At 72.3% G+C, this 26,303-nt stretch carries 30 protein-coding genes and 1 tRNA gene; 8 read left to right on the top strand and 23 right to left on the bottom strand.

Annotated features, from left to right (window positions below; genetic code table 11):
• The first annotated feature begins 34 nt into the window (after positions 1 to 34).
• Both ACN9MM_RS20355 and ACN9MM_RS20360 read left to right on the top strand, forming a co-directional pair.
• Positions 35 to 607, top strand: coding sequence for a TetR/AcrR family transcriptional regulator (locus tag ACN9MM_RS20355; protein WP_426364951.1), 573 nt, complete (start codon positions 35 to 37; stop codon positions 605 to 607).
• Complete coding sequence (locus ACN9MM_RS20360; protein WP_426364952.1) at positions 604 to 1,428, top strand: alpha/beta fold hydrolase; 825 nt, start codon at positions 604 to 606, stop codon at positions 1,426 to 1,428. The genes ACN9MM_RS20355 and ACN9MM_RS20360 overlap by 4 nt, the downstream gene beginning before the upstream one ends.
• Here the strand turns inward: ACN9MM_RS20360 and ACN9MM_RS20365 are convergent.
• The 9 genes from ACN9MM_RS20365 to ACN9MM_RS20405 all read right to left on the bottom strand — a co-directional run bounded on the left by ACN9MM_RS20365 (position 1,409) and on the right by ACN9MM_RS20405 (position 7,037).
• A complete protein-coding gene (locus tag ACN9MM_RS20365; RefSeq protein WP_426364953.1) occupies positions 1,409 to 2,221 on the bottom strand; it encodes a hypothetical protein in 813 nt (270 codons plus the stop codon). The genes ACN9MM_RS20360 and ACN9MM_RS20365 overlap by 20 nt on opposite strands.
• Before the next feature lie 50 nt (positions 2,222 to 2,271).
• The gene (locus tag ACN9MM_RS20370; RefSeq protein WP_426364954.1) at positions 2,272 to 3,177 is read right to left on the bottom strand and encodes an RNA polymerase sigma factor SigF; all 906 of its coding nucleotides are present in this window, start codon (positions 3,175 to 3,177) and stop codon (positions 2,272 to 2,274) included.
• Between the two features lie 235 nt (positions 3,178 to 3,412).
• Positions 3,413 to 4,261, bottom strand: a complete 849-nt coding sequence (locus ACN9MM_RS20375) for an RNA polymerase sigma factor SigF (protein WP_382867616.1) — start codon at positions 4,259 to 4,261, stop codon at positions 3,413 to 3,415.
• A gap of 213 nt (positions 4,262 to 4,474) precedes the next feature.
• Positions 4,475 to 4,768 (bottom strand): Dabb family protein, encoded by a 294-nt coding sequence (locus ACN9MM_RS20380; protein WP_189804835.1) that lies wholly within the window; start codon positions 4,766 to 4,768, stop codon positions 4,475 to 4,477.
• A 9-nt stretch (positions 4,769 to 4,777) separates the two neighbouring features.
• Positions 4,778 to 4,942 carry a hypothetical protein gene (locus ACN9MM_RS20385; protein ID WP_382867618.1) on the bottom strand — a complete coding sequence of 55 codons (165 nt, stop codon included), beginning with the start codon at positions 4,940 to 4,942 and terminating at the stop codon, positions 4,778 to 4,780.
• 460 nt (positions 4,943 to 5,402) lie between these two features.
• Positions 5,403 to 5,487, bottom strand: a tRNA-Ser gene (locus ACN9MM_RS20390).
• Positions 5,488 to 5,542: 55 nt separating this feature from the next.
• Entirely contained in the window at positions 5,543 to 5,971 is a 429-nt protein-coding gene (tadA, locus tag ACN9MM_RS20395; RefSeq protein WP_426368785.1) for a tRNA adenosine(34) deaminase TadA, read from the bottom strand.
• A 113-nt stretch (positions 5,972 to 6,084) separates the two neighbouring features.
• Positions 6,085 to 6,621, bottom strand: coding sequence for a hypothetical protein (locus tag ACN9MM_RS20400; protein WP_426368786.1), 537 nt, complete (start codon positions 6,619 to 6,621; stop codon positions 6,085 to 6,087).
• Positions 6,622 to 6,827: 206 nt separating this feature from the next.
• Complete coding sequence (locus ACN9MM_RS20405; protein ID WP_366037509.1) at positions 6,828 to 7,037, bottom strand: hypothetical protein; 210 nt, start codon at positions 7,035 to 7,037, stop codon at positions 6,828 to 6,830.
• Positions 7,038 to 7,129: 92 nt separating this feature from the next.
• On the opposite strand from ACN9MM_RS20405, the gene upp reads away from it, so the two are divergent.
• A complete protein-coding gene (upp, locus tag ACN9MM_RS20410) occupies positions 7,130 to 7,765 on the top strand; it encodes a uracil phosphoribosyltransferase (RefSeq protein ID WP_015034991.1) in 636 nt (211 codons plus the stop codon).
• Positions 7,766 to 7,848: 83 nt separating this feature from the next.
• Here the strand turns inward: upp and ACN9MM_RS20415 are convergent, their stop codons facing one another.
• Together ACN9MM_RS20415 and ACN9MM_RS20420 are read right to left on the bottom strand one after the other, a co-directional pair.
• Entirely contained in the window at positions 7,849 to 8,475 is a 627-nt protein-coding gene (locus ACN9MM_RS20415; RefSeq protein ID WP_426364955.1) for a LytR C-terminal domain-containing protein, read from the bottom strand.
• Positions 8,476 to 8,596: 121 nt separating this feature from the next.
• A complete protein-coding gene (locus tag ACN9MM_RS20420; RefSeq protein WP_030209440.1) occupies positions 8,597 to 8,893 on the bottom strand; it encodes a type II toxin-antitoxin system VapB family antitoxin in 297 nt (98 codons plus the stop codon).
• A gap of 97 nt (positions 8,894 to 8,990) precedes the next feature.
• Between ACN9MM_RS20420 and ACN9MM_RS20425 the strand changes: the two genes are divergently transcribed.
• A complete protein-coding gene (locus ACN9MM_RS20425; protein ID WP_426364956.1) occupies positions 8,991 to 10,607 on the top strand; it encodes a helicase HerA-like domain-containing protein in 1,617 nt (538 codons plus the stop codon).
• On the opposite strand, the gene ACN9MM_RS20430 is transcribed toward ACN9MM_RS20425, so the two are convergent.
• From ACN9MM_RS20430 to ACN9MM_RS20450, 5 genes are all read right to left on the bottom strand, one after another.
• Complete coding sequence (locus tag ACN9MM_RS20430; RefSeq protein ID WP_426364957.1) at positions 10,608 to 12,161, bottom strand: M28 family metallopeptidase; 1,554 nt, start codon at positions 12,159 to 12,161, stop codon at positions 10,608 to 10,610.
• A 130-nt stretch (positions 12,162 to 12,291) separates the two neighbouring features.
• Positions 12,292 to 12,888, bottom strand: coding sequence for an HhH-GPD-type base excision DNA repair protein (locus ACN9MM_RS20435; RefSeq protein ID WP_426364958.1), 597 nt, complete (start codon positions 12,886 to 12,888; stop codon positions 12,292 to 12,294).
• Positions 12,889 to 13,064: 176 nt separating this feature from the next.
• Complete coding sequence (gene pip / locus ACN9MM_RS20440; RefSeq protein ID WP_426364959.1) at positions 13,065 to 14,012, bottom strand: prolyl aminopeptidase; 948 nt, start codon at positions 14,010 to 14,012, stop codon at positions 13,065 to 13,067.
• A gap of 28 nt (positions 14,013 to 14,040) precedes the next feature.
• Positions 14,041 to 14,610 (bottom strand): RBBP9/YdeN family alpha/beta hydrolase, encoded by a 570-nt coding sequence (locus ACN9MM_RS20445; protein WP_426364960.1) that lies wholly within the window; start codon positions 14,608 to 14,610, stop codon positions 14,041 to 14,043.
• A gap of 76 nt (positions 14,611 to 14,686) precedes the next feature.
• Entirely contained in the window at positions 14,687 to 15,325 is a 639-nt protein-coding gene (locus ACN9MM_RS20450) for a TetR/AcrR family transcriptional regulator (RefSeq protein WP_426364961.1), read from the bottom strand.
• A gap of 162 nt (positions 15,326 to 15,487) precedes the next feature.
• Here ACN9MM_RS20450 and wrbA point away from each other — a divergent pair, with 162 nt between their 5' ends.
• The gene (gene wrbA / locus ACN9MM_RS20455; RefSeq protein WP_426364962.1) at positions 15,488 to 16,096 is read left to right on the top strand and encodes an NAD(P)H:quinone oxidoreductase; all 609 of its coding nucleotides are present in this window, start codon (positions 15,488 to 15,490) and stop codon (positions 16,094 to 16,096) included.
• A 63-nt stretch (positions 16,097 to 16,159) separates the two neighbouring features.
• Here wrbA and ACN9MM_RS20460 read toward each other — a convergent pair whose 3' ends face one another.
• Together ACN9MM_RS20460 and ACN9MM_RS20465 are read right to left on the bottom strand one after the other, a co-directional pair.
• Positions 16,160 to 16,447, bottom strand: coding sequence for a metal-sensitive transcriptional regulator (locus ACN9MM_RS20460; protein WP_329856224.1), 288 nt, complete (start codon positions 16,445 to 16,447; stop codon positions 16,160 to 16,162).
• A gap of 79 nt (positions 16,448 to 16,526) precedes the next feature.
• Positions 16,527 to 17,159 (bottom strand): TetR/AcrR family transcriptional regulator, encoded by a 633-nt coding sequence (locus ACN9MM_RS20465; protein WP_426364963.1) that lies wholly within the window; start codon positions 17,157 to 17,159, stop codon positions 16,527 to 16,529.
• 64 nt (positions 17,160 to 17,223) lie between these two features.
• Here ACN9MM_RS20465 and ACN9MM_RS20470 point away from each other — a divergent pair, with 64 nt between their 5' ends.
• On the top strand, positions 17,224 to 18,636 hold the full coding sequence (locus tag ACN9MM_RS20470) for an MFS transporter (protein WP_426364964.1): 1,413 nt from the start codon (positions 17,224 to 17,226) through the stop codon (positions 18,634 to 18,636).
• 12 nt (positions 18,637 to 18,648) lie between these two features.
• Here the strand turns inward: ACN9MM_RS20470 and ACN9MM_RS20475 are convergent, their stop codons facing one another.
• Positions 18,649 to 20,787 (bottom strand): TerD family protein, encoded by a 2,139-nt coding sequence (locus ACN9MM_RS20475; RefSeq protein ID WP_426364965.1) that lies wholly within the window; start codon positions 20,785 to 20,787, stop codon positions 18,649 to 18,651.
• Positions 20,788 to 20,951: 164 nt separating this feature from the next.
• Entirely contained in the window at positions 20,952 to 21,368 is a 417-nt protein-coding gene (locus ACN9MM_RS20480; protein ID WP_426364966.1) for a YciI family protein, read from the bottom strand.
• Between the two features lie 133 nt (positions 21,369 to 21,501).
• On the opposite strand from ACN9MM_RS20480, the gene ACN9MM_RS20485 reads away from it, so the two are divergent.
• Positions 21,502 to 22,131, top strand: a complete 630-nt coding sequence (locus ACN9MM_RS20485; RefSeq protein ID WP_426364967.1) for a MarC family protein — start codon at positions 21,502 to 21,504, stop codon at positions 22,129 to 22,131.
• On the opposite strand, the gene ACN9MM_RS20490 is transcribed toward ACN9MM_RS20485, so the two are convergent.
• Positions 22,125 to 23,303 (bottom strand): winged helix DNA-binding domain-containing protein, encoded by a 1,179-nt coding sequence (locus ACN9MM_RS20490; protein ID WP_426364968.1) that lies wholly within the window; start codon positions 23,301 to 23,303, stop codon positions 22,125 to 22,127. The two genes, ACN9MM_RS20485 and ACN9MM_RS20490, sit on opposite strands and share 7 nt — an antisense overlap.
• Positions 23,304 to 23,319: 16 nt before the next feature.
• Positions 23,320 to 24,150 (bottom strand): alpha/beta fold hydrolase, encoded by an 831-nt coding sequence (locus ACN9MM_RS20495; RefSeq protein WP_426364969.1) that lies wholly within the window; start codon positions 24,148 to 24,150, stop codon positions 23,320 to 23,322.
• A gap of 158 nt (positions 24,151 to 24,308) precedes the next feature.
• On the opposite strand from ACN9MM_RS20495, the gene ACN9MM_RS20500 reads away from it, so the two are divergent.
• Positions 24,309 to 25,169 (top strand): helix-turn-helix transcriptional regulator, encoded by an 861-nt coding sequence (locus ACN9MM_RS20500; protein ID WP_426364970.1) that lies wholly within the window; start codon positions 24,309 to 24,311, stop codon positions 25,167 to 25,169.
• Between the two features lie 37 nt (positions 25,170 to 25,206).
• Here ACN9MM_RS20500 and ACN9MM_RS20505 read toward each other — a convergent pair whose 3' ends face one another.
• A complete protein-coding gene (locus ACN9MM_RS20505) occupies positions 25,207 to 26,265 on the bottom strand; it encodes an aldo/keto reductase (protein ID WP_426364971.1) in 1,059 nt (352 codons plus the stop codon).
• Positions 26,266 to 26,303: the final 38 nt, after the last annotated feature.

A 26,303-nucleotide genomic window follows, 5' to 3' on the forward strand; every position in this document is an offset into this window, starting at 1 on the left:
CTCCTTCCTAGACACTCTAGGAAGGAGGGGCCCTGTGGTGCGCGCGGGAATCACGGTCGACGCCCTGGTGCGGGCAGCCGCCGAGGCCGCGGACGAGAACGGCCTCGACCAGGTCACCGTCTCGGCACTGGCACGCCGCTTCGGCGTCAAGGACGCGAGCCTCTACTCGCACATCAGGAACCTCCGGGACCTGCGGGTGCGGCTCGCGCTCCTCGCGTCGGGCGAGATGAACGACGCCATCGGCGCCGCCGTCGCCGGCCGCTCCGGCAGGGAGGCGCTGGTCGCCTTCGCCGACGCCTACCGCGACTACGCCCTCGCCCACCCCGGGCGGTACGCGGCGACCCAGCAGCGGATCGAGCTCGACGAGGTCGCCGACACCGCCGTCCTCCTGCGGGCCGTCGAGCTCACCCACGGCATGCTCCGCGGTTACGGCCTGACGGAGCCCGACCTCACCGACGCCGGGCGCCTGCTCCGCAGCACCTTCCACGGCTACATCCACCTCGAACTGAGCGGCGGCTTCACGCACTCCCGCCCCGTCGCCGCGTCCTGGGCGCGCTCGCTCGACGCGCTCCACCACGTCCTGGAGAACTGGGGGAACGGGTCATGAACGTCGGAACGTTGAAGGTCGCCGGCGCCACCCTGCGGTACGAGACGCGCGGCACCGGCCCCGTCCTGCTCCTCATCCCGGGCGGTGCGGGCGACGCCGGCCTGTTCGAGGGGATGGCCGACCTGCTCGCGGACGCCGGGCACACGGTGGTCTCGTACGACCAGCGCGGCCTGTCGCGCAGCCCGCTCGACGGGCCCCTCGGCGACCAGCGGGTGGCCGAGTGGCGCGAGGACGCCCTCGCCGTCCTGGACGCGGTCTCCCCGGACGCCCCCGCGTACGTCTTCGGCAGCAGCTCCGGCGCCATCGTCGCCCTCGCCCTGCTCGCCGCCCGCCCGGACCGGGTGCGCCGGCTCGTCGGCCACGAGCCGCCCCTGGTGGAGCTGCTCGCCGACCCCGCCCCGTACCGCGACCACTTCGCCGAGGTGCGCGAGCTGCACCGCACGCAAGGACTCGGACCCGCGATGGCCCGGTTCTCCGAGACGCCGGACGGCCGGAGGCCGGAGCGGCAGCACGGCGAACTGCCCGCCTCCATCCGGCCGATGGCCTCGCGCATGGCCGCGAACATGCCGGTCTTCCTGGAGCACGTCCTGTGCCCCTTCTCCTCCTCCGCCCCGGACCTGGAGGGGCTGCGCGCCGCCGCCGGGAAGCTGGTGCTGGGCATCGGGCGGGAGTCGGCGGGTCAGGAGGCGCTCGTCGGGCCGTCCCGGCGGATGGCGGAGCTGACCGGGGCGGAGCTCGCCGAGTTCCCCGGTGGCCACGTGGGCTGCGTGGAGCATCCGGCGGAATTCGCGGAGGTGCTGGTCAGCGCCATTCGGCGGTGACCGTGCGGGTGTCGATCCGCATGCCGAGCGGCACCCGCCAGGAGTCCACGCACACCGTGTACGTCTGTGTCCGGGCCGTCCCCGCGGCGATCGGCGCCGGCAGCGGCTGACGGGAGTCGACCGTCCCCCAGTCGGTGCCGAGCAGCCCGATGATGTGCGTCGAGAAGCCGGCCGTGCCCGAAGTGGCGGCGGAGCCACCGGTGTTGCGGAAGGTCACGGTCACCCGCTGGCACCAGCGCCGGTCGCCGTCCGCGAGGCCCGGTGCGGAGACGGTGAGCACGGCGGGCCCGGGAGGGGTGGTGGTCGGCGCGGGGGAGGGCGTCCCGGTGCCCGGCACGGGAGGCCGGGGCGTGGCGGAAGGGGTACGGGGCGGGGTGGCGGCGCCTGAGCCGCCACGACCGGGCGCGGTCGTCGGGGCCGTACCCGATCCCGTACCCGGTGCGGAGCCCGTACTCGTGTCCGTACGGGAGGGCCCGGGAGTCCCGGAGGTCCCAGGGCTCCCGGAAGGGCCCGGAGAGGCGCCGTCCGGGCCCGTGGAGGACGCGCCCGGTGCCCCGGGCGTCCCCGGGGCCGCTGGCGACGGGGACGACGTGCTGGACGTCGTCCCGCTCGCGGAGGGGCTCTCCAGGGGGACCAGGGTGACCACGCCCGAAGGGGCGACCGCGCCCTTCGGGGAGGGGCCGGCGCCGACCGCCGCGTACCCCTCGCCGTCTCCGCCGCCGCACGCGGTCAGCGCCCCGCCGAGGCAGAGCGCCACCGCCACGAGTCCCGCTCCCGGCTTCCTTCGCCTCATGCGTTCCAGTCTGGCTGACGGACCGTCAACAAGGCGGGTGTTTCGGGAAGTCAGTCGGAGATGAGGCCCTCGCGCAGCTGGGCGAGGGTGCGGGTGAGGAGCCGCGAGACGTGCATCTGGGAGATGCCGACCTCCTCGCCGATCTGCGACTGCGTCATGTTGGCGAAGAAGCGGAGCATGATGATCTGCCGCTCCCTGGGCGGCAGTTTGGCGAGCAGCGGCTTGAGCGACTCGCGGTACTCGACGCCTTCGAGCGCCGTGTCCTCGTAGCCGAGGCGGTCCGCGAGCGAGCCCTCGCCACCGTCGTCCTCGGGCGAGGGGGAGTCGAGCGAGGAGGCGGTGTACGCGTTGCCGACGGCGAGACCGTCGACGACGTCCTCCTCCGACACCCCGAGCACAGCGGCGAGTTCGGGCACGGTGGGGGAGCGGTCGAGCTTCTGCGCGAGCTCGTCGCTGGCCTTCGTGAGGGCGAGCCGCAGTTCCTGGAGTCGGCGCGGGACGCGCACCGACCAGGAGGTGTCGCGGAAGAAGCGCTTGATCTCGCCGACGACGGTCGGCATCGCGAACGTCGGGAACTCCACGCCCCGCTCGCAGTCGAAGCGGTCGATCGCCTTGATCAGGCCGATGGTGCCGACCTGGACGATGTCCTCCATCGGCTCGTTCCGCGAGCGGAAGCGGGCCGCCGCGTACCGCACGAGCGGGAGGTTGAGCTCGATGAGGGTGTCGCGGACGTAGGTCCGCTCCGGGCTGTCGGCCGCGGCGCCCTCGGTGTCGAGGGCGCGCAGCCGCAGGAAGAGGGAGCGGGAGAGGGTGCGCGTGTCGAGGGCGCCCGACGTGACCGGCATCGGCGGCGGCGCGACCACCGCGCTGTCGGTCGCGGTCGGTGCCGTCGTCTGCGCGGGCACGGGAACGGGCGTGAGCGTGAGCACCTTCGAGCTGCCCAGTTCTGTGGACATGCCACCCCCTTGAGGTCGCGGACGGTCGCGGTGGCCGCGACCATCTGAGGAACGCAGCCTCCACCTGAATACCGGCGGCGGGGCTGCGGCAAACTCGGTTCCAGCAGAATGTCACATGTCGGCAACACGCTGTAGTGACTTGTCGACACGGAGAGCTGACATTTCCGCAGGAAACAAGGGGTGTGCGGCATTTGGGATGCCGGAGAACTGCTCCGAACCGGTCTACCCGTTTCGGTTACGCCTCGATCCTGTTTGCGGATCTCAAGCGGGCGAAGCTGCGGGCGAGGAGCCTTGACACGTGCATCTGGGAGACGCCGAGTTCCTGGCTGATCTGAGACTGGGTCAAGTTGCTGTAGTAGCGCAGCATCAGGATCCGCTGCTCCCGCTCGGGCAGCTGGACGAGCAGGTGACGGACGAGGTCGCGGTGCTCGACCCCGGCCAGGGCCGGGTCCTCGTAGCCGAGCCGGTCGAGCAGTCCGGGCAGCCCGTCGCCCTCCTGCGCGGCCTCCAGGGAGGTGGCGTGGTACGAGCGGCCGGCCTCGATGCAGGCGAGCACCTCGTCCTCGCCGATGCGCAGCCGCTCGGCGATCTCGGCGGTCGTGGGGGAGCGGCCGTGAGCGGTCGTCAGGTCCTCGGTGGCGCCGTTCACCTGCACCCAGAGCTCGTGCAGCCGGCGCGGCACGTGCACGGTGCGGACGTTGTCGCGGAAGTACCGCTTGATCTCGCCGACGACGGTCGGCATCGCGAAGGTGGGGAACTGCACGCCCCGGTCGGGGTCGAAGCGGTCGATGGCGTTGATCAGGCCGATGGTGCCGACCTGGACGACGTCCTCCATCGGCTCGTTCCGGGAGCGGAAGCGGGCCGCCGCGTACCGCACGAGCGGCAGGTTGGCCTCGATGAGGGCCCCGCGCACCCGGTGGTGCTCGGCGCTGCCCGGTTCCAGGTTCTTGAGCTGCCCGAAGAGCACCTGCGTCAGGGCGCGGGTGTCGGCCCCGCGGGTGCTCTGGGGGCGGGGGCGCGGGGTCTCCGGAGCGCCGCCCGCCTCGTGCTGGGGCGGGACCTGAGGTGCTGTACTGGCCGGCACGTTCACGCCACCCCTTTGGCTGGTCTTGCTGGTCGACTGGGTCAACTACGGTCAACTCATCCATCAAAAGCGGTCATAGCATCACAAGACATGTCCACTGTGTGCAAGCACCGCATACTCCCGTGTTGAGGGCATATTGGCGGAAAAAGGGGAGGTCACGCACGGAAAAGGCCCCCCGCCGCGACGGCAGAGGGCCTCGGAGTGAAGAGAGGACTAGAAGGCGTAGTCCGCGATCACCCAGGTCGCGAACTCGCGCCACTGCGCGACGCCCGCCTGGTGCGCGGGGTGGTCCAGGTAGCGCTGGAGCGCGTCCTTGTCCTCGACGGCCGAGTTGATGGCGAAGTCGTACGCGATCGGCCGGTCCGTGATGTTCCAGTCGCACTCCCAGAACCGCAGCTCCGGGATCTGGTCACCGAGGGCGCGGAACGCCTCGACGCCGGCGACCACGCGCGGCTCGTCGCGCGAGACGCCGTCGTTGAGCTTGAAGAGGACCAGATGGCGGATCACGGAGGGCTCCTAGTTGACGAGTTCGGTCATGAACTGGCCGACTCCCTGGGCGGCGCTGGAAATGCCCTCGAACCCTACCTGGACCAGGTCGGCGGCCCGGGCGGGGGACGTGACGATCGTGTACACGATAAAGACCATGACCGCGTACAGCGCGATCTTCTTCGCCTGCGCCATCTGCCCAGCCCTCCCCTGTTCCCCCGCCGTACGACCGCGCCACTCTAACCGAGGCTTTATGGACCAAGGGCCCGGCGATCGGGGCCTTTCGCCGCTCCCCCGGAAGGGTGACGGGCGCGCAGTATGGATGTCGAGCCCGGCGGATCTGGCAGGAATTCGAGGGGCTCGAAGGAGCCGGCCCGCACTGCGGGGTCCGCGCCGCGAGCTTCCCCCCTGACCGCGGCGCAGGACTTGCCGGACCGGTTCTCATCGGGGGGAGCGGCTTGTCCCCCCGATGCCGCTCCCCCCGTCCTACGTGAGAAGGCCCCGGCCGCGCCACACGCGCGGACCGGGGCCTTCCCTGTACTCACGCGCGGACCGGGGCCTTCTCTGGTATTCACGCGCGGACCGGGGCTTCTCCGCACGCGCGAGAGATACGCCGAAGGGCCCGACGCTGATGCGTCGGGCCCTTCGATCGAAGCGGTAGCGGAGGGATTTGAACCCTCGGTGAGTTTCCCCACACTCGCTTTCGAGGCGAGCTCCTTCGGCCGCTCGGACACGCTACCGAGAGAGAGCTTAGCCCAAAGTGCGCCCGCGATGAAATCCGTATCCCGTCGCAGGTCAGCGCGCGCGGAAGAAGGCCGTCAACTGCGCGGCGCACTCCTCGCCGAGGACGCCCTGGATCACCTCGGGGCGGTGGTTGAGCCGCCGGTCCCTGACGAGGTCCCAGAGCGAACCGGTCGCGCCCGCCTTCTCGTCGAGCGCCCCGAACACCACCCGCTCGACGCGCGACTGGACGAGTGCGCCCGCGCACATCACGCACGGCTCCAGGGTGACGACCAGCGTGCACCCCGTCAGCCGCCACTCGCCGGTCACCGCGGCCGCCCGGCGCAGGGCGAGCACCTCGGCGTGCGCCGTGGGGTCGCCGGTGGCCTCCCGCTCGTTGTGCGCGCGGGCGATCACCGTGCCGTCGGGGCCGAGCACGACCGCGCCGACCGGTACGTCACCGGCCGGGGCGGCCGCGTCGGCCTCGGCGATGGCGAGCCGCATGGCGTCCCGCCAGGGGTCCCGGACGGGGTCCCTGTCCGGGGCGGGTACGGAGACGGGCGCGGCGTCCGCCGCGTGGCCGCCCGTCGGCTCGGGAACGGGTACCGCGGGTGCCACTAGCGGACGGCCTCCAGGACCTCGGCGGCCCCCAGCGCGTCCGCGATCTCCGTGAGCGCGTCGCTGTCGAGGGCCAGCAGGTCCTCCGCCGCCATCCCGAGGTCCGCCAGGATCAGCCGGTCGCCCACCGGAGCGGCGGGGACGGCCTCGGCGGCGACGGAGCCCGCCTCGTCGTCCTCGTCCGCGTCGGCGTCGAGCGGCTCCCCGTCCTCGGTGCCGTCCAGGTCCAGCGTCTCCAGGTCGTCGACCAGGTCGTCCAGGTCGTCACCGAGGAGCTCCCGGGTGAGGATCTCCCCGTACGAGGAACGGGCGGCGGCTGCCCCGTCCGAGACGTAGATACGAGGGTCTTCCTCACCCTCGATCCGGACGATCCCGAACCACGCGTCCTCCTGCTCGATGAACACGATCACCGTGTCGTCGTCCGAGGCCTCACGGGCCAGCTCGGCCAGATCCGACAGGGTCTCCACGTCGTCGAGCTCCGTGTCGCTCGCTTCCCACCCGTCTTCGGTGCGCGCGAGCAGTGCGGCGAAGTACACCTGACTCTCTCCCACTGATCAGAGGTGTGACGTTCCGGCGGCGCGCTCCTGATGCCCCGCCCAATCGGCATCGTGACAGAAACGACGCCGTCAGGAGAGGTCTTCGGCTCTTGCGTCGTGCATCAGTCTGAACGACCCCGCGATCGGGCGGGCGTGCGACCCCGGCGCACGAAGGGGGCGCACAGCGGATCTTCCGACCGGGACGCTCACCAGCGGAAGGTCCTCATGCGCATCGCCTGACGCATCCGTGCCGCCCGGGCGCGCCGCGGCTGCACGCGCTCGCGCAGCGCCTTGGCCTCGTTGAGCTCGCGGAGGAACTGGGCGCGGCGCCTGCGGCGCTCCGCGTCGGTCTCCGGTGCCGGCGTGCGGGCCGCCCCCTCGGCGGCATCCTCGGCCGGTTCTTCCAGGTCGGGCATCGGCCACACCACCCCATCGCTGGGTCCCTGTGCCCCCACCTTCCCCCAGCGCGGTGGGTCGACGCCAGTGCGGGTCGGGCTACTGTTGAGTCATGCGTCTCCACGTCGTCGACCACCCCCTGGTCGCCCACAAGCTCACCACCCTGCGCGACAAGCGCACGGACTCCGCGACCTTCCGCCGTCTCGCCGACGAGCTGGTCACCCTGCTCGCCTACGAGGCCACCAGGGACGTCCGGACCGAGCAGGTCGACATCGAGACCCCCGTCACGCCCACGACCGGCGTGAAGCTGTCGTACCCGCGTCCGCTGGTGGTCCCGATCCTGCGTGCCGGGCTCGGCATGCTCGACGGCATGGTCCGGCTGCTCCCGACGGCCGAGGTCGGCTTCCTGGGCATGATCCGCAACGAGGAGACGCTGGAGGCGTCGACCTACGCGACGCGGATGCCGGAGGACCTCTCGGGCCGCCAGGTGTACGTCCTGGACCCGATGCTGGCGACCGGCGGCACGCTGGTCGCGGCGATCCAGGAGCTCATCAAGCGCGGCGCCGACGACGTGACCGCGGTCGTGCTCCTCGCCGCCCCGGAGGGCGTCGAGGTCATGGAGCGCGAGCTCGCGGGCACGCCGGTGACCGTCGTGACGGCCTCGGTCGACGAGCGGCTCAACGAGAACGGCTACATCGTCCCGGGCCTGGGTGACGCGGGCGACCGCATGTACGGCTCCGCCGAATAAGCAGCAGCCGGCTCCGCCGAACGATCAGGCAGCAGCCGGCTCCGCCGAACGATCAGGCAGCAGCCGGCTTCGCCGCACCAGACCTACCGGCAGGGTTTCACCGTGGGCGCGGGCTTGGTCAGGGCGACCAGGGCCGCGTCCGCCGTCGCCTTCGGGGACAGCGACTTGAACGCGGTCCCGATGATCAGGTCCACGTCCGCCGTGGCCCGGGTGTCCGTCTTGGTCGTGGCGCCCGCGAGCTGGGTGCCGAGGACCGAGAAGGCGCCCTTGGTGGCCGCGGGCGCGCCGAGCAGCAGACCGGCGCCCGGAACCTTCTTGTCGTAGGCGGTGGGCGCGTTCCCCACCTTGCCGATCTTGAAGCCGCGCTTCTTGAGCTCGTCCGCGGTCGTCTTGGCGAGCCCGCTGCGCGGGGTCGCGTTGTAGACGTTGACCGTGATCTGCGCGGGCTTGGGGAGGGCCGCGGCGGGCGCCGTGGTCGCCTTGGGCGCGGGTTTGCAGTCGGCCTGCTTCCCCGCCGTGGTCTTCGTCCCGTCGCCGGAGAACACGTCGACGAGCTGCAGCGTCCCCCAGCCGGCCGCGCCGAGCACGACCACGGCGGCGGCGGACGCGAGGACGATCCTGCGCCGGCGGTGGGGGCGACGCATGCGGGGGTAGACATCCCCCGTGATGCGGTACTTTCCGCCCATGCCGGGGGGAGTGAGCATGCTCATGAACGCAGCGTAATGCCGCCCGTCGGCGATGCCTACTTGATGATCATGTGATCGCGTCCGGATGGGGGCGAACTGACCCCGAAAGGGTCAGCCGGAAAGGCTCTCGCGGCTGGACGGGGCGTCAGTCGAGTTCCAGGACACGGGCGTGCAGCACCTGGCGCTGCTGGAGCGCCGCGCGGACGGCGCGGTGCAGTCCGTCCTCGAGGTAGAGGTCGCCCTGCCACTTCACGACGTGCGCGAAGAGGTCGCCGTAGAAGGTGGAGTCCTCGGCGAGCAGGGTCTCCAGGTCCAGCTGGCCCTTGGTGGTCACCAGCTGGTCGAGGCGGACCGGGCGCGGGGCGACGTCCGCCCACTGCCGGGTGCTTTCCCGGCCGTGGTCGGGATACGGCTTTCCGTTTCCGATGCGCTTGAAGATCACACGGAAAGCCTACCGGGCGAGCGGCTCCCGGCGCAGCCACGCGAGGGCAGTGGGATGCTGGTGCAAACCGTGGCAAAACCGGAATTGGGGTGCCGTCATGAGCGTCAGCGAGCAGCCGCCCGCCTCCCCCACGGGGCCGCCGGCCCCCCTCGCGGAGCCCGCGGCCGGGATCGCCGCCGGGTACGCCTTCGAGGGACCCGCACTCGAACTGGGGGCGCTGCTCTGGGACGGCGCATGTCACCCGGACGCGCGCATCCGCGTCCCGCTGCCCGTCCTCAACCGCCACGGTCTGGTCGCCGGGGCCACCGGCACCGGCAAGACGAAGACGCTCCAGCTGATCGCCGAGCAGCTCTCGGCGAACGGGGTGCCGGTCTTCCTCGCGGACATCAAGGGCGACGTCTCCGGGATCTCGGCGCCCGGCACGGACGGCGAGAAGGTGCGGGAGCGCGCCGGGCAGGTGGGCCAGGAGTGGCATGCGCGCGGCTTCCCCTGCGCGTTCTACGGGCTGGGGGGCACCGGTCCCGGCATCCCGGTCCGGGCGACGGTCACGAGCTTCGGTCCGGTGCTGCTGTCCAAGGTGCTCCAGCTCAACCAGACGCAGGAGCAGTCGCTCGGCCTGATCTTCCACTACGCCGACGCCAAGGGCCTGGAGCTGGTCGACCTCAAGGACCTGCGGGCGGTGGTCGCCTTCCTGGTCTCGGACACGGGGAAGGCGGAGCTCAAGGGGATCGGCGGGCTCTCGACGGTGACGGCCGGGGTGATCCTGCGGGCGATCACGGCCTTCGAGCAGCAGGGCGCCGGGGGCTTCTTCGGCGAGCCGGAGTTCGACACGTCCGAGTTCCTGCGGACGGCGGCGGACGGCCGCGGGACCGTCTCGGTCCTGGAGCTGCCGGCCGTGCAGGACAAGCCGCAGCTCTTCTCGACCTTCCTGATGTGGATGCTGGCGGACCTCTTCCACGACCTGCCCGAGGTCGGTGACCTGGACAAGCCGAAGCTGGTCTTCTTCTTCGACGAGGCGCACCTGCTGTTCAAGGGCGCGTCGAAGGCGTTCCTGGAGTCGATCACGCAGACGGTGCGGCTGATCCGCTCGAAGGGCGTGGGGATCTTCTTCGTGACGCAGACTCCGAAGGATGTGCCCCCGGACGTGCTCGCGCAGCTCGGCAACCGGGTGCAGCACGCGCTGCGCGCCTTCACGCCGGACGACGCGAAGGCCCTGAAGGCGACGGTGCGGACCTTCCCGAACTCGCCGTACGACCTGGAGGAGGTGCTCACCGGCCTCGGTACGGGCGAGGCGGTGATCACCGTACTGAGCGAGAAGGGCGCCCCGACGCCGGTGGCGGCGACCCGGCTGCGGGCCCCCGAGTCGCTGATGGGCCCGGTCGACGCGGCGGTCCTGGACGCGGCGGTGAAGGCCTCGCCGCTGTACGGGCGGTACGCGGAGGCGGTGGACCGGGAGTCGGCGTACGAGAAGCTGACCGCCGAGCAGCGGGCGGCGGAGGCGGCGGCCCTGGAGGCCGCGGCCGCGAAGGAGGCGGAGAAGGCCTCCAGGAGCGGAACGAGGGCTCCCGCTCCGAAGGATCGGAAGGAGGAGCCCTCGCTCGCCGAACAGGTGGTGGGCAGTGGGATCTTCACGTCCCTGGCCCGGTCGATCGGCACCCAGGTGGGCCGGGAGATCAGCCGCTCGCTCTTCGGGACGGCCCGCCGGAGGCGCTGACTAGGAGCTCACCTCGTCGTGGTCGCCGTGCAGGCCGCCGCCGCTGCCCGCGTCGCCGGTGGTCGGGGTGGAGACGACCGGCTTGCGCAGGGAGGAGATGTCGTGGGCGTAGGTGCCCACGGCGTTGGCGATGACGTCGATGTTGACGTCGAAGGCCTTCATGTCGATGTTGCTCAGGTCGTCGCCCTTGGCGTGGTAGTTCACGTCGTACGCGACGCCCGCCGTGCCGCCGAACTTGGCTGCCTGGGCGGCGGTCTTGATGCCCTCGGCGCCGGTGAAGGTGCCGCCGGAGGGGATGCCGACGGCGATGAACGGGCCGTAGTCGGAGCGGCCGGTGAAGTCGGTGCCCTCGTGCTGGATCCCGCGGCCGTCCAGGAAGTCGGTGATGCCGCGCTCCAGTTGGGCGGAGCCCTCGGGGCCCGCGCCGGCGCCGACGCCGTCCGAGTTGTCGCCGTCGTAGACGAACAGGCCGTAGTTCGGCGAGGCGATCATGTCGAAGTTGAGGTAGAGCTTGATCTCCTTCCGGCCGAGCTCGCTGAGCGTGTCGACGTAGTGCTCGGAGCCGAGGAGGCCGACCTCCTCCGCCGACCACCAGGCGAAGCGGACCTTGTTGGTGACCTTCTCCTTCGACTTGGCGAGCTCCAGGGCGGTCTGCAGGAGACCGGCAGAGCCGGAGCCGTTGTCGTTGATGCCGGGGCCCGCGGTGACGGAGTCGAGGTGGGAGCCGAGCACGACGGTGTTGGCCGCGTTGCCGCCGCGGGTCTCCGCGATGACGTTGTTGGTGACGCGCTTCTCCTGGAGCTGGCGGATCTCGAAGGAGAGCGAGACGGGGCCCTTGGCGAGGTCGGCGGCGAGCTGCGTGCCCTCGGCCAGGCTGATCCCGCCGGTGGGGATCTTGCCGGAGGCCGGGTCGCCGAGGGTGCCGGAGAGGGCGCCGTCGACGTTGTTGTAGACGATCGCGCCGGCGGCGCCGGCCGCGGCGGCGTTCTGCTGCTTGATCGCGAAGGAGCAGACACCGCGCTTGATCAGCGCGATCTTCCCGGTGAAGGCGCCGGTGGCGAAGTCGCCCGGCTCGCAGCCGGTGGAGCCGTCGGCGTCGACCGGCACGGCCGCCAGCTCGGCGGTGATGCCACCGACCGGGGTGGACTTCGTGTACGTCATGGCCTTGATGTCGAGCGCGCGGGAGGCGGGCGCGACGACGGAGGCCTTCTCGGCGAGCGTCTGGGTGTAGATGAAGTCGAACTGCTGGTACCGGACGTCGTATCCGGCCTTCTTGAGCTGCGTGTACACATACGCGGCCGAGGCGTCGTGGCCGAGCGTCCCGGCCGCGCGGTTGCCACCGGCCGAGTCGGCTATCGCCTGGAACTTCTGCAGGTGCCTGTAGGCGTCCTGGGCGGTGGTTTCGCGGACCAGCTTCTTCGCCAGCCTGGCGGCATCGCGGGCGGGTGCGGCCGAGGGGTCCTGTCCCGCGGTGGCGGGGGAGGCAAGGACCAGCGGGGTGGCGAGGGCGGCGGCGGCGAGGATGGCCGCGGCTCGGCGCTGGGATGCGTTCACAGAAGTCCTTCCCGGTACGGACGAGGTTGAGGGGAAGCTAGCGATCTCGGGGGCATTCTGTGAACAGATCTGTCGGAATTCCTGTCAGGTCACACAGGAATGAAATGTGGAATTATCAATTCCCGGTCCATCATTGGCCTTTCGCCGCTTTTGCGGCCTTGGCGGCGGCCTTCATCTCCTGCTTGTGCGCGCGGACCTTCGCGAGCGACTCCGGCCCGGTGATGTCGGCGGCGGAGCGGTGGCAGTCCTCCTCGCCGTACGGCCCGGCCGCCTCCCGCCAGCCCGGGGGCCGCACCCCGTACTGCTTGCCGAGCAGGGCCAGGAAGATCTGCGCCTTCTGCTTCCCGAAGCCGGGCAGCGCCTGGAGCCGCGCGAGCAGCTCCTTCCCGGTCGCCGCGTCCGCCCAGACGGCCTCGGCGTCGCCCCCGTACTCCTCGACGAGGAACTGGCACAGCTGCTGGATCCGGTGGGCCATCGAGCCGGGGTAGCGGTGCACGGCGGGCTTCCCGGAGAGCAGCGCGGCGAACTCCTCGGGGTCGCGGGAGGCGATCTCGTGCGCGTCGAGGTCGTCGTGGCCCATGCGGGTCGCGATCGTGTACGGGCCGGAGAACGCCCACTCCATCGGGACCTGCTGGTCGAGGAGCATGCCGACGAGCGCGGCGAGCGGTGACCGGCCGAGGAGCGCGTCGGCCTCCGGCTGCTGGGCGAGGTGGATCTCGGGGCTCATGGACCGATCATCACGCGCGCGCGTGACACCCGCCCGGTGGGTTCACCCACCGGACGGGCGCGGGCCGCGATCGGGCCGCGATCAGGCCTCGTTCAGGCCTCGGGCCGGGCCTCGTCCCCGGCCGGGCCTCGGCCGGTCCCCGGTCAGGCCTCGGCCGGGCCTCGGCCAGTCCCCGGTCAGGCCGTGCTCCCGCTCTTCGCGAAGCGGTCGAGGGCCGCCAGGACCAGGTCCCCCGTCTCCGTGCCGCCAAGGTGCCCGGCCCGCTCCACCACGTGCAGCTCGGCGTCCGGCCAGGCGCGGGCCAGCTCCCACGCCGTGGTGAGCGGTCCGCCCATGTCGAGCCGGCCGTGGATGAGGACCCCGGGGATGCCGGCGAGCCGGTGCGCGTCGCGGATCAGCGCGCCCTCCTCCAGGAAGGCGCCGTGCGCGAAGTAGTGCGAGCAGATACGGACGAAGCCGAGCCGGGTGTCGTCGACCCGGTCGGTGTACGGGGTGCCCATGCCCTCCATGGAGAGCACCGCGTCCTCCCAGGCGCACCAGTCGGCCGCCGCCTTCTCCCGTACGGCCCGGTCGGGGTGGTTCATCCGGGCGGCGTACTCCCCGACGGGGTCCGCCGCGTGGTCCGCGCCCGCGCGGAAGCGCTCGTGGGCCTCCGGGAAGAAACGGCCGACGCCCTCGTACAGCCAGGCGGTCTCCGAGCGGCGGGTGGTCGTGACGGCCGCGATCACGATCTCCGACACGCGCTCGGGGTACGCCTCCGCGTACGCCAGGATCAGCGTGGAACCCCAGGACCCGCCGTACATCAGCCACTGCTCGATCCCGAGGTGCTCGCGCAGCCGCTCCATGTCGGCCACCAGGTGCGCCGTGGTGTTCACGGACATGTCGGCGGCCGGGTCGCTCGCGTGCGGGGTGGAGCGCCCGCAGCCGCGCTGGTCGAAGAGGACGACCCGGTACGCCTCCGGGTCGAACCGGCGCCGGCTGCCCGGGGAGGAGCCGGAGCCGGGCCCGCCGTGCACGACGACCGCGGGCTTGCCGTCCGGGTTCCCGGACACCTCCCAGTGGATGCGGTTGCCGTCGCCCACGTCGAGCAGGCCCTGGTCGTACGGTGCGGTCTCGGGATGCATCCGGCCGACGCTACCGGCCGCGCCGGGGCTACGGCGTCCCGTTTTCCCGCACCCGTACGGACGGGTCCTCGCACCACGCCAGGAGCGAGGGCCACTCCCCGTATCCCGAGTCGGGGTTGAGGTGCTCGCCGTCCGGTACGAGATCCAGGTCGAGGCCGAGCGGGATGCCGTAGTGCAGGGCCGCGCCCTCGGGGCAGTACGGATCCCCCTCCCCGTACACGAGGCGCGCCTTCAGGCCGGCCTCCGTGAGGTCGAGGCCGTCGGCGAAGGCGGCGATCTCCGGGATCGAGGCGGTGACCTGCGGCGAGGGCGGGGCGACCAGGAGGACCCGGTCGGCGTCCGGCCGCCGTTCCCCGGCGCGCAGCCACAGCAGCACCGAGAGGCTGTGCGCGAGCACCACGAACTCGCCCTCGGCAGGGCGCGCCCCGTGCTTCTCCAGGGCGTCGAGCCAGGCGTCGAGGACCGGCGCGTCCGGTGAGGGCAGCTGGGGGTAGCGGACCTCGTGGCCGCGCTCGCGCAGCTGTCCGGCGAGCCAGTGCTGCCAGTGGGCGGCCGGGCGGCGGTTCTGGAAGCCGTGGAGGATCAGGTAGGTGGTCATGGCGTGATCCTGCGACGGCGGAGGCCGCCGGTCCACCACCGTCCGCGGAGCGGTCGGTGTTCTCCGTGACCGGGTTTCAGGCCCGCAGGGTCAGCAGCGCCCGGACTCCGGCCTTGAGCCGGTCGGCCGAGAGTTCCTGTTCGACCGTCAGGTGGTGCATCACATCGGGTGAGAACGGCGCGAGCGCCAGGTGCGCGAGGAGGGTGCTGTCGCTGTCCGGCCTGAGCTGTCCGATGAGCAGGGCCATGTGCGTGTGCATCACCCGGTAGGCGCCGCTGTGGTAGCGGGCGCGGGGCGCGGCGGAGTGCGCCGCGAGCAGCAGGGCGCGCTGTGCGCCGACCCGGTCGACGAGCGCGTCGAGGAAGGCGTCGAGCCGCTCGGCGGCCGGGGCGCCCGGGCCCAGCGGGGGAGGGCCGCTCATGTACGCCTCCTGGAACCGGCGCTCGCGGTCGTCGAGGAGCGCCCACAGGAGCTGGGAGACGTCGCCGAAGCGGCGGTAGACGGTGCCGACGCCTATGCCGCTGGCGTGGGCGACCTGGTTCATGGTGACCGCGTCGGGGCCTTCCTCGGCGACGATCCGGGCGGCCGCGTCGAGGATCCTGCGCCGGTTGCGGGCCGCGTCGGCGCGCTCGGGCGCAGGGGTGCCGACGGTGGGGAGCAGGTTGAGTTCCGGCGCCGCCGTCCTGTGTCCGGCCTGCGGGTTCTCCGTGCTCATGTGTCGACTCCTGTTCGCCGAGCCCCGTTCCCCCGTCGGTCGCTTCCTGATGCGAGCATACCTGTTCCCCTTGCAAAGCGGATATCAATCCGCTTAACCTCGGGGCAGCGAAACGGAAAGTAATCCGATTCGCTTGTCGAGTCCGGCTGAGGAGAGTCCACCATGTCCGTCAAGGTCGCCGTCATCTACTACTCGGCCACGGGATCCGTGCACCAGCTCGCCCAGGCCCTGGCCGAGGGCGCCGAGAAGGCCGGCGCCGAGGTGCGCGTGCGCCGCGTGCCCGAGCTCGCCCCGGACGCCGCCATCGACGCGAACCCGGCCTGGCGCGCCCACGTGGACGCCACCGGTGACGTGGAGGTCGCCACGCTGGAGGACCTGGAGTGGGCGGACGCGTACGCGCTCGGCTCCCCGACCCGCTTCGGCAACGTGGCCGCGCAGCTCAAGCAGTACGTCGACACGACGGGCGGGCTCTGGCAGCGGGGCGTCATGGCGGACAAGCCCGCGACCGCGTTCACCAGCGCCCACAACGTCCACGGCGGCAACGAGTCGACGCTGCTGGCGCTCTACAACACCTTCCACCACTGGGGCTCGGTCATCGTCTCGCCCGGCTTCACGGACCCGGCGGTCTACGCGGCCGGCGGCAACCCGTACGGCACCGCCCACCCGGGCGCCAACGGCGCCCCCGGCGAGGAGGTCCTCCAGGCCGCCCGCTACCAGGGCCGGCGCCTGACCCGGATCGCCAAGCGGCTGAAGGGCCTGGCGGACGACTGACGGTGATACGGAAGCACCCCGGGGGCGGCGGCCCCCGGGGTGCTTCTCTGTCTCCCCGCTCCTCTACGCGAGCGAGAGGAAGAGCTTCTCCAGGCGGGCCCGCATCGCCTCGGGGTCCTCGCCGTTCTTGCGACCGCTCTCGATGTCGGTCAGGCACTGCTGGAGGCCGGTCGCGATGATCGCGAACCCGGCCCGGTCGAGGGCGCGGGAGGCGGCGGCCAGCTGGGTGACGACCTCCTCGCAGTCACGCCCCTCCTCGATCATCCGGATCACTCCGGAGATCTGGCCCTGGGCCCGGCGCAGCCGGTTCAGGACCGACTTGAGCTCGGCTCCCGCGAGATCGAGTTCCACTGTCACTCCTCCACAGATACCCCAGGGGGTAATTTACTCCCCGACGCGGGGTTCCGTCGAAGACCAAGGATGACACCTGTCAGGGCGTGTAGCGGCGGAGGAACATCTCCACCCCGTCGACGACGAGCCGTTCGCTCAGCTCCTCGGCGAGCTCCGTCCCGTACTGCTCGAAGACCATCTGCGGGAAGACGAGCAGCGAGTACAGCTGGAGGACCGCGACCTCCAGGTCCGGGATCGCGAGCCGGCCCCGGTCGGCGAGGGCGCGCAGGGCGTCCGCGACGGCGGGGTGGTGGCCGGCCGGGCCGTGCGCCCGCCAGGCGCGGCCCAGCTCGGGGAAGCGGTGCAGCTCGGTGGCGACGAGGGTGCGCAGGGCGCGGCCCTCGCCGTCGGCGCGCACGGCCCGCGCCCAGGCGCGCCCGGCCTCGGTGAAGGCGGCGCGCAGGTCCTCGGCGTCGGCGAGCCCGGAGAGGTCGGGGCCGTCGGAGTCCCCGTGCAGGGGTTCGTCGAGGGCCCCGGCGACGACGGCGGTGAAGAGGGCTTCCTTGCTGCCGAAGTGGTTGTAGACGGTGACCTTGGAGACGCCCGCCTCGGCGGCGATGGCGTCCATGCCGACGCCGAAGCCCTCGCGGAGGAAGAGGTCGCGGGCGGCCCGCACGACGGCCTGCCGCTTGCGGGCGGCGCGGGGGCCGGTGGGGGCGGGCTTGGGGTCCATGCGGAGAGCCTACCAAGCGAACTGTACTCTTGAGTTCAACTGTACTGTGCCGTACAGTTCAGTTATGCCCACCCGGACCGCCCTACCCACCCCTGTCCACCCGCACCCGCGCCGCTGGACGGCCCTCGCGCTGATCTGCGCGGCCCAGTTCATGCTGATCCTCGACGTCACCGTGGTGAACGTCGCCCTGCCCGCCGTCGCCGCGGACCTCCACCTCGGGCGCACCGCCCTGACCTGGGTCGTCACCGCGTACACCCTGTGCTTCGGCGGGCTCATGCTCCTCGGCGGACGACTCGCCGACGCCCTCGGCGCCCGCCGCGTCCTCCTCGCCGGACTCGCCCTCTTCACCGCCGCCTCGCTGGCCTGCGGTCTCGCACCGAACGCCGCGGTACTGCTCTCCGGACGCGCCGCCCAGGGCGTCGGCGCCGCACTCCTCTCCCCGGCGGCGCTGGCCCTGGTCACGACCGCCTTCCACGGCCCGGAGCGGGCCAGGGCCCTCGGCGTCTGGGCGGCGATCGGCGGCACCGGCTCCGCCGTGGGCGTCCTCCTCGGCGGCGCCCTCACGGCGGGCCCGGGCTGGCCCTGGATCTTCTACGCGAACGTCCCCACGGGCCTGGCACTGCTCGCGACCCTGCCGAGGCTCCTGCCGCCGGACCGGCCCACCGGCGCCCGCGGCCCGCTGGACATCCCGGGAGCCCTCCTCGTCACCACGGCCACCGGCGCGCTCGTGTACGGCCTGGTCCGGACGGGCGACGACGGCTGGACATCGCCCGGGACCCTGCTGCCGCTCCTGGGCGCGGCCGCGCTCTACGCCGCGTTCGCGGCGACGGAACGCAGGACCCGCGTCCCGCTGATGGACCTGAGGATGCTGACCCGGCGCCCGGTCGTGGCCGGCTCACTCCTCATGCTGGTCGCGACGGCGCTCCTGATCTCGTTCTTCTTCCTGGGCTCGCTGCGCCTCCAACGGATCGACGGGCTGGACGCCCTCCGCACCGGACTCCTCTTCCTCCCGGTCGCGCTCACCACCGCGATCGGCGCACACCTCGGCTCCCGCCTGGTCACCACGGCCGGCCCGCGCGCCTGCGCCGCCGGAGGCATGGCCCTGGCGGCCGCGGGCTGCCTGCCCCTCGCCCTCCTGCCGGAGACCGCCGACCCCTGGACGACCCTCCTGCCGTCCCTGGCGACGGCGGCCCTCGGCCTGGGCGCGGTCTTCGTCACGGCGACCACGACCGCCCTCGGCCTGATCCCCGCACACGAGGCGGGCCTCGCCTCGGGGATCGTCAACACCTTCCACGAACTCGGCGGCACCCTGGGTGTGGCCCTCGCCTCCACCCTCGCCCTGGGCACCGGCGCGCCGGGCTTCACCACGGCCTTCACCCTCTGCGCCCTGACAGCGGCCACGACGGCCCTGACGACCCCGCCCCTCATCCCCAGGGGCAGCCCCCGCCACCCGGGCGGGGCCCACGGGGCGCACTGAGGGTGAAGAGATTCACGCGGTCCCGGAAGGCTCGGCGGCAGCGCGTGCCCGCGGTGCCCGACGCTGCTCGAACTGGCCCAGGTGTGTGACCACCGAACCGTAGAAGCGGTCGACCGCCTCGTCGATGCTGCGGATGAAGCCCGACTCCGTGGCGCCACGGCTGTTGCCCATGCCCTTGAAGAGCGAGAGCCGGAAACCCGTGATGGCCGCGCTGTCCTTGGGCAGCAGGTCACCCGGCTCGGGGCGCAGGCGCTCCAGCGTTCCCCGCGGCCCGTTCCGGTCTTCTGTCAGTGTTTCCACGTGCAGGTCGGCAGGGGCGTCTTCCAGGACCCGGAGGAGCCGCTTGGCGACCGAGAGGGGGTAGGCGCCGTCCGGGGCGGGCACGTCGATGGACGTACGGATCTTCCCGGTGCGCAGGTCCGCTGTGATGGACAGAACGCTGTGTGCGCCGTCGACGCGCAGCTCCGCGGCGAGTCTCCCCTCCTCGCAGAGCCGATCGGCCAGGGCCGTGCGCCGGGACTTGGGGTCGCTGCCTCGCTTGACCCGCTGTACCGGCAGGGTCTTCTGTCCGAGCTCGCCGCCCAGCCGCAGGCAGACCTGCCGGATCAGCCGTTCCCAGCTCTCCACGACCTCCACCGCGCGGGGGTCGCCCTGGCACAGGGTCTCCGCGTCGATCCCGTTGCGCACGGGAACCCAGGACGGCCCCATGTTCTGGAAGCCGTGACAGCCGGAGTTCTCGTTCTGGAGGTAGTGGAGCAGCTCCTCGAGGAGCCAGGCGTGTGCCGCGTTGCCCACTCCTTCGTGCCGGATCAGCATCTGGGCCTGGTGGGCCACCTCGGCCCAGGAGAGGTGCCAGAGCGAGACCTTGTGCTTGCGTCGGCCGTCCGTCTTGACCTCGACGAGTGGAATGCCCTCCAGGGCCACGCCATTGGACAGGGTGATGACCGCTTCGTACCCGCGTCTCGCGGCGATGTCCATGTAGTTCTGGACCTGCTCCGGCTTCAGCGGATTGCCGTTGGTCTTGGTCTCGACGAGGGCCGTCCAGAGCTTCCCGGCACGCTCCGTCCGGATGACGCCGTCCGGGCGCTTCGGGCTGTCCCCGTGGGGAAGCGACACCTCGGTGAAGGTCTGCATCCGGCCCGCGGGCGCTCCGAAGCCGGCGGTGAGGCGCCGGCCGAACTCCGGGACCTCGGCCATCACCGAGAGCAGCACCGAGGTCGCACGCACCTCGCGCTCCCGGTCGCTCTTGTACGAGGGGACGGGGAAGAGGCGCGCGGGCTTCCAGGTGTCGTTCTCCGCCAAGGACTTCTTCGCGGCCTTCGGCAGCGTGACCTTCTTCTTCGCCGTCCTGGTGCCACGGCGCCGGGTGGGTTCGGGCGTGGCGGAGGCCGGTGCTGTGCGGTCCGCGCCGGACTGCGCCGGGATCGGGACCGGGGGGCCCGCGGCCTGCGGCGCGGGATCGCCGCCGGGCGGAGGGGAGGTGGCCGGCTCGGCCCCGGGGAGGCCCGAGGAAGTGCCGGCCGTGGCGGTGTCAGCCGTCTCCTCCCCAGCGGGTTCCCTGCCGGACGGGGCGTCCCGGACCTCCTGTTCCTCCTCGGTCTCGTCCTCTTCGTCGACGGCGATGCCGAAGTCGGTGGCGAGTCCGGTGAGTCCCGTCTCGTATCCCTGTCCGACGGCACGGAACTTCCACTCGTCGTTCCGCCGGTAGAGCTCGCCGAAGATGAACGCCGTCTCGATCGTGGCGTCCTCGATGGAGAAACCGAGCAGAGCCTCGCCGGAGCGGTCGCTGACCGTCATCCGCAGGTCGTCCAGTTCACCGAAGCGGGCGCCGCCGTACTGGCTCGCCGCCACCACGATCGTGGCGACGTCCTCGGGGATCGCCGTGAGGTCCAGGCTGATCCGGTCCTCGCTGCCGTTCTCCGTCGGGACCTTGCCGAGCAGCTGCACGCTGCCGTCTTCGGCGGCGGGGTGGTTGTAGAAGTAGAAGTCGGTGTCGCTGCGCACTTTGCCGCTGCTGCCGACGAGCAGCACCGAGACGTCCGCGTCACCGTCGCCCGTCGCACTGCTCCAACTGAGCCCGACGACGACCGCGCCGGTGTCTTCGCTGAGGGTGGCCAGCCCGATGTTGGCCCCCTTGGACATCTCGTGCATGTGTCCCCCCGGACCCTCACGATGTGATCTGCGCCCCAAGGGGGAACGCTAGCGTCCGCAAGCGGAGGTCGCGGAGGAAACGTGAAAACCGGACGAACCTCGGGGGTCGAAGCCCCGCACGCCCCGGAGGGCGTGCGGGGCTTCACTCCCGGCCCGGCCGCCGATCAGTCCTGACTCGGGCCCGTCTCGTCGATCGGGCGGATGACCACCGGGTGGTCCGGGGAGCCGGGCGGGACCGGGCAGCGGGCGACCTGGGCGGCGATCTCCGTGACGCGGTCCAGGGAGGCGCAGTCGAGGACCCAGTAGCCGGCGAGGACCTCCTTCGTCTCGGCGTACGGGCCGTCGGTGACGAGCGGCTCGCCCTGCGCGTCCACCGTGACGAAGCGGGCCGTGGACGGGGCGGCGAGGCCCTGGGCGTCGACCATCTCGCCGCGCGCCGACACCTCCTCGTTGATCGCGTTCATATGGTCGAACATCGCCTTGAGCTGCGTCTTGTCCCAGGCGGGGCTCTGTGCCGAGCCGCGGCCCACCATCGCCTCGTAGTCGGCCTGCGACCCCTGGACCATGACCAGGTACTTCATGACGTCCTCCTCGCTCGTTCCCTGCGGATACCGCCTCTCGCAGCAGAGTCGGAGCCGGGCCGCCGTTCTCGACACCGCGCGGAAAGGAACCGGAAAAACGGGAGAAATCACTCGACCGCCCGATGATGCCGGTGTGAACGCATTCACCTTCTCCGCCGCCTTCATCGCCTTCTTCTCCGTCGTCGGACCCCCGAAGGTGCTCCTCGCCTTCGGGGGCCTCGCCCAACTCCACGACCCCCGCCAGCTGCGGAACATCGCGCTGATCTCCTCGGGCGCGGCCGTCCTCGTCGGCCTCGTCACCGGCACCACGGCACCCTGGCTCCTGGACGTCTTCCACATCAGCACGCCCGCCCTCCAGCTCGCGGGCGGCGTCATCTTCTTCATCTACGCCGTCGGTCTCGTCCTCGGCCTCCACCTCGGCTCCGACACAGCCCACGACGACGCCCCCGACCTGGTCAGCGGGGTACGCGAGCTCCTTATGCCGTACGTCGTGAGCCCGCTCGCGATGACCGCCGTGCTCATCGAGGCGTCCGAACGGGACTCGTTCAGCTGGCGCTCGACGGTGGTCGGCGCGTACGTGGCCGTCATCGCCCTCGACCTGGTCTGCGTCCTGCTCCTCGCCCCGGTCCTGCTCCGCACCCACCACGCCACGATCGAGCTCCTCGGCCGCCTCCTGGGCCTGCTGCTCGCCGCCGTCGGCGTCGACCTCATCCTCGACGGCCTCTACGACCTGGGCGTCACGGGCCTGGAGGCCCGCTACTGAGGGGCGCTGAGCTCCCGCTCCAGCGGCGTCCGGAAGCGGGGCGTCACCCGGACGTCCCCCAGCCACTCCGCCAGCCGCTCCGCCTCCGCCCCGATCGCCCGCCGCGCCTCCGCGCCCGCGTCGGCGAACAGCCGGTGGGCGATGGCGCCGTCCGGGCGCTGCGCCCAGCCGCCGACGATCCGGCCGTTCCACCACACCGTCGGCCCGATGTTCCCGCTGCGGTCGTACAGCGCCGCCCGGTGGTCCGGGTCCAGGTACCAGTCACGGCCCTGCCACCCCATCGCCGTCGGGTCGAGCGCGGGCAGCAGCGCCGCCCACGGCTCCGGCTCCGGTACGGGCCCGAGGTCGTCCGGCAGGACGAAACCCGTCCCCCCGTCCACCGTCACCGGCAGCGCCCCGACCGCCGCGAGCGCCTCGCGCACGTCCGTGACCTTCCACCCCGTCCACCACGTCAGGTCCGCCTCGGTCGCGGGACCGCACGCCCCGAGCCAGCGCCCCAGCAGCTCCGCCCGCGCCCCTGCCGGGTCCCGCGCCGGACGGGCGTCGGCGAGCGCCCACCGGAAGCGGCTCGACGTCCACGTCCCCTGCGGCCGGCCCCGTACGATCCGGCCCTCCATGCCGAGCACCCGCAGCACCCGGCTGGCGACGGACTGCACGCCCTCCTGGCGCGTGCCCGGCCCGTACACGTACTCCGACCTCAACCTCGGTACGGCAGACCCGAGTTCGGTCCCCGTCGCCTCTCCCCGTACGGCCAGCTCGGCGAGGACGAGACGCTCGGTCTCCGCCAGCCAGTCCCCGTCGAAGGCACTGCCGGCCGCCAAGTGCTTGAGGAGCGTGCTGCGTTCACGGACCGCGGCCGGTGCGGTCGTCGAGGCCTGCACGGCGCCGGCGAGGCCCGACGGGAAGACGAAGACCGTGTGCCGCATGCCGTGCATCCGCACCAGCGCCCCGTCCTCGTACAGCGCCCGCTCCACCGCCCCGACCGGCTCGACGCCCCCGGTCAGCCGGGCCGCCACCGCGAGGAACACACTCGCCGGATCCGTCCCGTGCAGCGCCACGAGCGCGCCCCCGACCTCCGCCGCCGACCCCGCCCGCACGCTCCCGGCCAGCAGGTGCCGCACTCCGAGCCGCGCCCGGCGCTCCGCCGCGTCGATGAACCTCGTGTCTCCCATGAGCCCCATGATGGGTTCAGGCGACGGCCGGGGCGCGGAGATCCGCCGCCAGGGGCACCGAGCCGAGGAAGTCCGTCACCGTCCGCACGAACTCGTCCTCCTTCTCGAAGAACATCACGTGCCCGGCGTCGATCTCCGCGTACGAGCTGCCGCCGATCGCCGCGTGCAGCTCCCGGCTGTGCTCCACCGGCACCGTGGCGTCCTGCGTACCGCCCACGACCAGCGTCTCCGCAGTGATCCGGGGCAGCAGCCCGCGGATGTCGACCGCCAGGTCGAGCGCCACGTGCCGCAGGGTGCCCGGCGTGGGCGGCATGTTCGGGACGAGCGCCTCCACGCCCTCGCGGCCGATCGTGTTGAGGAAGCCCCGGCTGAACCCGGTCATCGTCACGAACCGCCCGAAGCCCGCCGGGTCGTTCTCGCCCAGCCGCTGCCACAGCGTGAACATGTTCCGCAGGTACTCGTCGCCCTCGGTGTGCGCCCACCCCGCCACGAGCACCAGCCGCCCGATCAGATCCGGGCGGAGGGCGGCGACGGCCGCGGACACCACGGACCCCATCGAGAAGCCGAGCAGGTCGACCGGCCCGGTGCCCGCGTCCTCGATCACCGCGACGACCTGCGCGGCGAGCGTCTCGACGGTCAGCGGGCCGCCGTCGTCGGCGGTCCGGTCGGCCCCGGACAGGTCCAGGGTGATCACCCGGCGGTCACCGGTGAAACGGGGCGCGGTCTGCCCCCAGTTGACCGCGGCGCCGCCGGAGCCGGTGCCGTGGACGAGGAGCAGGGCGGGCCCGGTGCCCGAACCCTCGATGTCGTAGTGGACGCGGGCGGTGCCGACGGTGACGGTGGCCATGATCTGCTCCCGGGGAGGTGGTGTGGTCCACCGGAGTTCCTGGCGGAACCGCTCGGTGGCTGACACCGAGGACTCTGCCGACCGCCGGAAGCCGGCGGGAGAGCCCTCCTGACCCTGGGATCGCCGATCCCTGGATACGACGGCCCGCGACCGGCACCATGATCGGCATGACGATCGACCGCCGTGAACTCGCCGACTTCCTGCGCCGCTCCCGCGAGCGGGTCCGCCCCCAGGACGCGGGCCTCCCGGCCGGACCCCGGCGCCGCACCCCGGGACTGCGCCGCGAGGAGGTCGCCCAGCTCGCCGGCATGTCCGCCGACTACTACATCCGCCTGGAGCAGGCCCGCGGCCCGCAGCCCTCGCCGCAGATGCTCGCCGCGCTCGCCCGCGCCCTGCGCCTCGACACCGACGAGCGCGACCACCTGCACCTCCTCGCCGGCCACCGCCCGCCCGCCGGCGCCACGGCCGGCGACCACGTCGCGCCCGGCCTCCTCCACCTGCTCGACCAGCTGGACACGACCCCCGCCCAGGTCCTGAGCGACCTCGGGGACGTCCTCGCGCAGAACGCGATGGCCCAGTCCCTGCTCGGCGGGGTGTGCACGGTGTCGGAGCACGGGCGGAACGTGGCGTGGCGCTGGTTCGCCGACCCCGCGGCCCGTACGGCGTACCCGGCCGAGGAGCACGCGTACTACAGCCGCCTCCACGTCGCCGACCTGCGCGCGGCCGTCGGCCGCCGCTCCGGCGACCCCGCCGCCACCCGGCTCGTGGAGCGGCTGCGCGGGGCGAGCGAGGAGTTCACCGAGCTGTGGGAACGGCACGAGGTGGCGGTCCGCAGGCACAGCCGGATGCGGGTCGCGCACCCCCTGATCGGCGCGGTGGACCTGGACTGCCAGGTGCTGCTCGCCCCGGAGGGCGAACAGCGTCTCGTCCTCTACACCCCGCCGCCGGGTACGGACGCGGGGGAGCGCCTGGCGCTGCTCCGGGTGGTGGGCACGGAACAGTTCACGCCCGCCCCGTGACCGACCTGCCCGGCGGCGCGCCCACCCGGCCGTTCCCTCACCCCGCCGCGCGCTCGCCGAGCGGTCGCCGTCGCAGGGACGGGTCGGTGAGGGCGGCCGGCCGCCAGACGCCGTCCGGCCGGTAGAGGTCGGTCCCCGGCGGCACGATCGCGTCGATCCGGTCGAGGGTCTCGTCGGTGAGGACGACCGGGGCGCCCTTCAGGAGCCCCTCCAGCTGCTCCATGGTCCGGGGCCCGATGATCACGGACGTCACGGCCGGGTGCGCGGCCGCGAAGGCGATGGCCAGCTCGGGCAGGGAGCACCCGATCTCGTCGGCGAGCGCGACGAACTCCTCGACGGCGTCGAGCTTGGCGGCGGTCACGGGCAGGGACGGGTCGAAGCGGTGCGGGGTGAGCGCGGCCCGCCCGCTGGTCAGGTCGATCGCCCGTCCCTTGCGGTACCTGCCGGTGAGGAAGCCGGACGCGAGCGGGCTCCAGGTGAGCACCCCCATCCCGTACTTCTGGGCGGTGGGCAGCACGTTCGCCTCGATGCCGCGGGCGAGGAGCGAGTACGGCGGCTGCTCGGAGCGGAACCGGCGCAGCCCGCGCCGCTCGGCGACGGCGTGCGCCTCGGCGATGTCCTCGGCGGGGAAGGTGGAGCAGCCGAAGGCCCGGATCTTCCCCTGGGAGACGAGGTCACCGAGGACGTCGAGGGTCTCCTCGATGTCGGTCCGGTGGTCGGGCCGGTGCACCTGGTAGAGGTCGATCCAGTCGGTCCCGAGCCGCTTGAGGCTGTTCTCGACGGCGAGCGTGATCCAACGCCGCGAGCCGCCACCCCTGTTGGGGCCCTCGCCGCCGACCGGGAAGTACACCTTGGTGGCGAGCACGGTCGCCTCGCGGCGCCGGGGGTCGCGCAGCGCCTTGCCGACGATCTCCTCGGACTCGCCGGCCGAGTACATGTCGGCGGTGTCGACGAAGTTGATGCCCTGGTCGAGGGCGGCGTGGATGATCCGTACGGACTCCTGGTGGTCCGGATTGCCGACCGCCCCGAACATCATGGTGCCGAGGCAGTAGGTGCTGACGTCGATCCCGGTCCCGCCGAGTATCCGATAGCGCATGCGCGCACTCTAGGGATGAGAGTGCACTCCAAGGCAAG

The sequence above is a fragment of the Streptomyces sp. E-08 genome (assembly GCF_049913095.1).
Taxonomy (GTDB): domain Bacteria; phylum Actinomycetota; class Actinomycetes; order Streptomycetales; family Streptomycetaceae; genus Streptomyces.

What these genes read in the sequence shown, in the direction of transcription:
- ACN9MM_RS20445 (WP_426364960.1), bottom strand. Translation starts at nt 14,610, where the DNA reads ATGACCACCTACCTGATCCTCCACGGCTTCCAGAACCGCCGCCCGGCC.
- ACN9MM_RS20365 (WP_426364953.1), bottom strand. Translation starts at nt 2,221, where the DNA reads ATGAGGCGAAGGAAGCCGGGAGCGGGACTCGTGGCGGTGGCGCTCTGC.
- ACN9MM_RS20490 (WP_426364968.1), bottom strand. Translation starts at nt 23,303, where the DNA reads ATGGGAGACACGAGGTTCATCGACGCGGCGGAGCGCCGGGCGCGGCTC.
- wrbA (WP_426364962.1), top strand. Translation starts at nt 15,488, where the DNA reads ATGTCCGTCAAGGTCGCCGTCATCTACTACTCGGCCACGGGATCCGTG.
- ACN9MM_RS20370 (WP_426364954.1), bottom strand. Translation starts at nt 3,177, where the DNA reads ATGTCCACAGAACTGGGCAGCTCGAAGGTGCTCACGCTCACGCCCGTT.
- ACN9MM_RS20385 (WP_382867618.1), bottom strand. Translation starts at nt 4,942, where the DNA reads ATGGCGCAGGCGAAGAAGATCGCGCTGTACGCGGTCATGGTCTTTATC.
- upp (WP_015034991.1), top strand. Translation starts at nt 7,130, where the DNA reads ATGCGTCTCCACGTCGTCGACCACCCCCTGGTCGCCCACAAGCTCACC.
- ACN9MM_RS20435 (WP_426364958.1), bottom strand. Translation starts at nt 12,888, where the DNA reads ATGAGCCCCGAGATCCACCTCGCCCAGCAGCCGGAGGCCGACGCGCTC.
- ACN9MM_RS20405 (WP_366037509.1), bottom strand. Translation starts at nt 7,037, where the DNA reads ATGCCCGACCTGGAAGAACCGGCCGAGGATGCCGCCGAGGGGGCGGCC.
- tadA (WP_426368785.1), bottom strand. Translation starts at nt 5,971, where the DNA reads ATGCGGCTCGCCATCGCCGAGGCCGACGCGGCCGCCCCGGCCGGTGAC.
- ACN9MM_RS20415 (WP_426364955.1), bottom strand. Translation starts at nt 8,475, where the DNA reads ATGAGCATGCTCACTCCCCCCGGCATGGGCGGAAAGTACCGCATCACG.
- ACN9MM_RS20475 (WP_426364965.1), bottom strand. Translation starts at nt 20,787, where the DNA reads ATGCACGAGATGTCCAAGGGGGCCAACATCGGGCTGGCCACCCTCAGC.
- pip (WP_426364959.1), bottom strand. Translation starts at nt 14,012, where the DNA reads ATGCATCCCGAGACCGCACCGTACGACCAGGGCCTGCTCGACGTGGGC.
- ACN9MM_RS20470 (WP_426364964.1), top strand. Translation starts at nt 17,224, where the DNA reads ATGCCCACCCGGACCGCCCTACCCACCCCTGTCCACCCGCACCCGCGC.
- ACN9MM_RS20500 (WP_426364970.1), top strand. Translation starts at nt 24,309, where the DNA reads ATGATCGGCATGACGATCGACCGCCGTGAACTCGCCGACTTCCTGCGC.
- ACN9MM_RS20425 (WP_426364956.1), top strand. Translation starts at nt 8,991, where the DNA reads ATGAGCGTCAGCGAGCAGCCGCCCGCCTCCCCCACGGGGCCGCCGGCC.
- ACN9MM_RS20360 (WP_426364952.1), top strand. Translation starts at nt 604, where the DNA reads ATGAACGTCGGAACGTTGAAGGTCGCCGGCGCCACCCTGCGGTACGAG.
- ACN9MM_RS20450 (WP_426364961.1), bottom strand. Translation starts at nt 15,325, where the DNA reads ATGAGCACGGAGAACCCGCAGGCCGGACACAGGACGGCGGCGCCGGAA.
- ACN9MM_RS20480 (WP_426364966.1), bottom strand. Translation starts at nt 21,368, where the DNA reads ATGAAGTACCTGGTCATGGTCCAGGGGTCGCAGGCCGACTACGAGGCG.
- ACN9MM_RS20505 (WP_426364971.1), bottom strand. Translation starts at nt 26,265, where the DNA reads ATGCGCTATCGGATACTCGGCGGGACCGGGATCGACGTCAGCACCTAC.
- ACN9MM_RS20495 (WP_426364969.1), bottom strand. Translation starts at nt 24,150, where the DNA reads ATGGCCACCGTCACCGTCGGCACCGCCCGCGTCCACTACGACATCGAG.
- ACN9MM_RS20465 (WP_426364963.1), bottom strand. Translation starts at nt 17,159, where the DNA reads ATGGACCCCAAGCCCGCCCCCACCGGCCCCCGCGCCGCCCGCAAGCGG.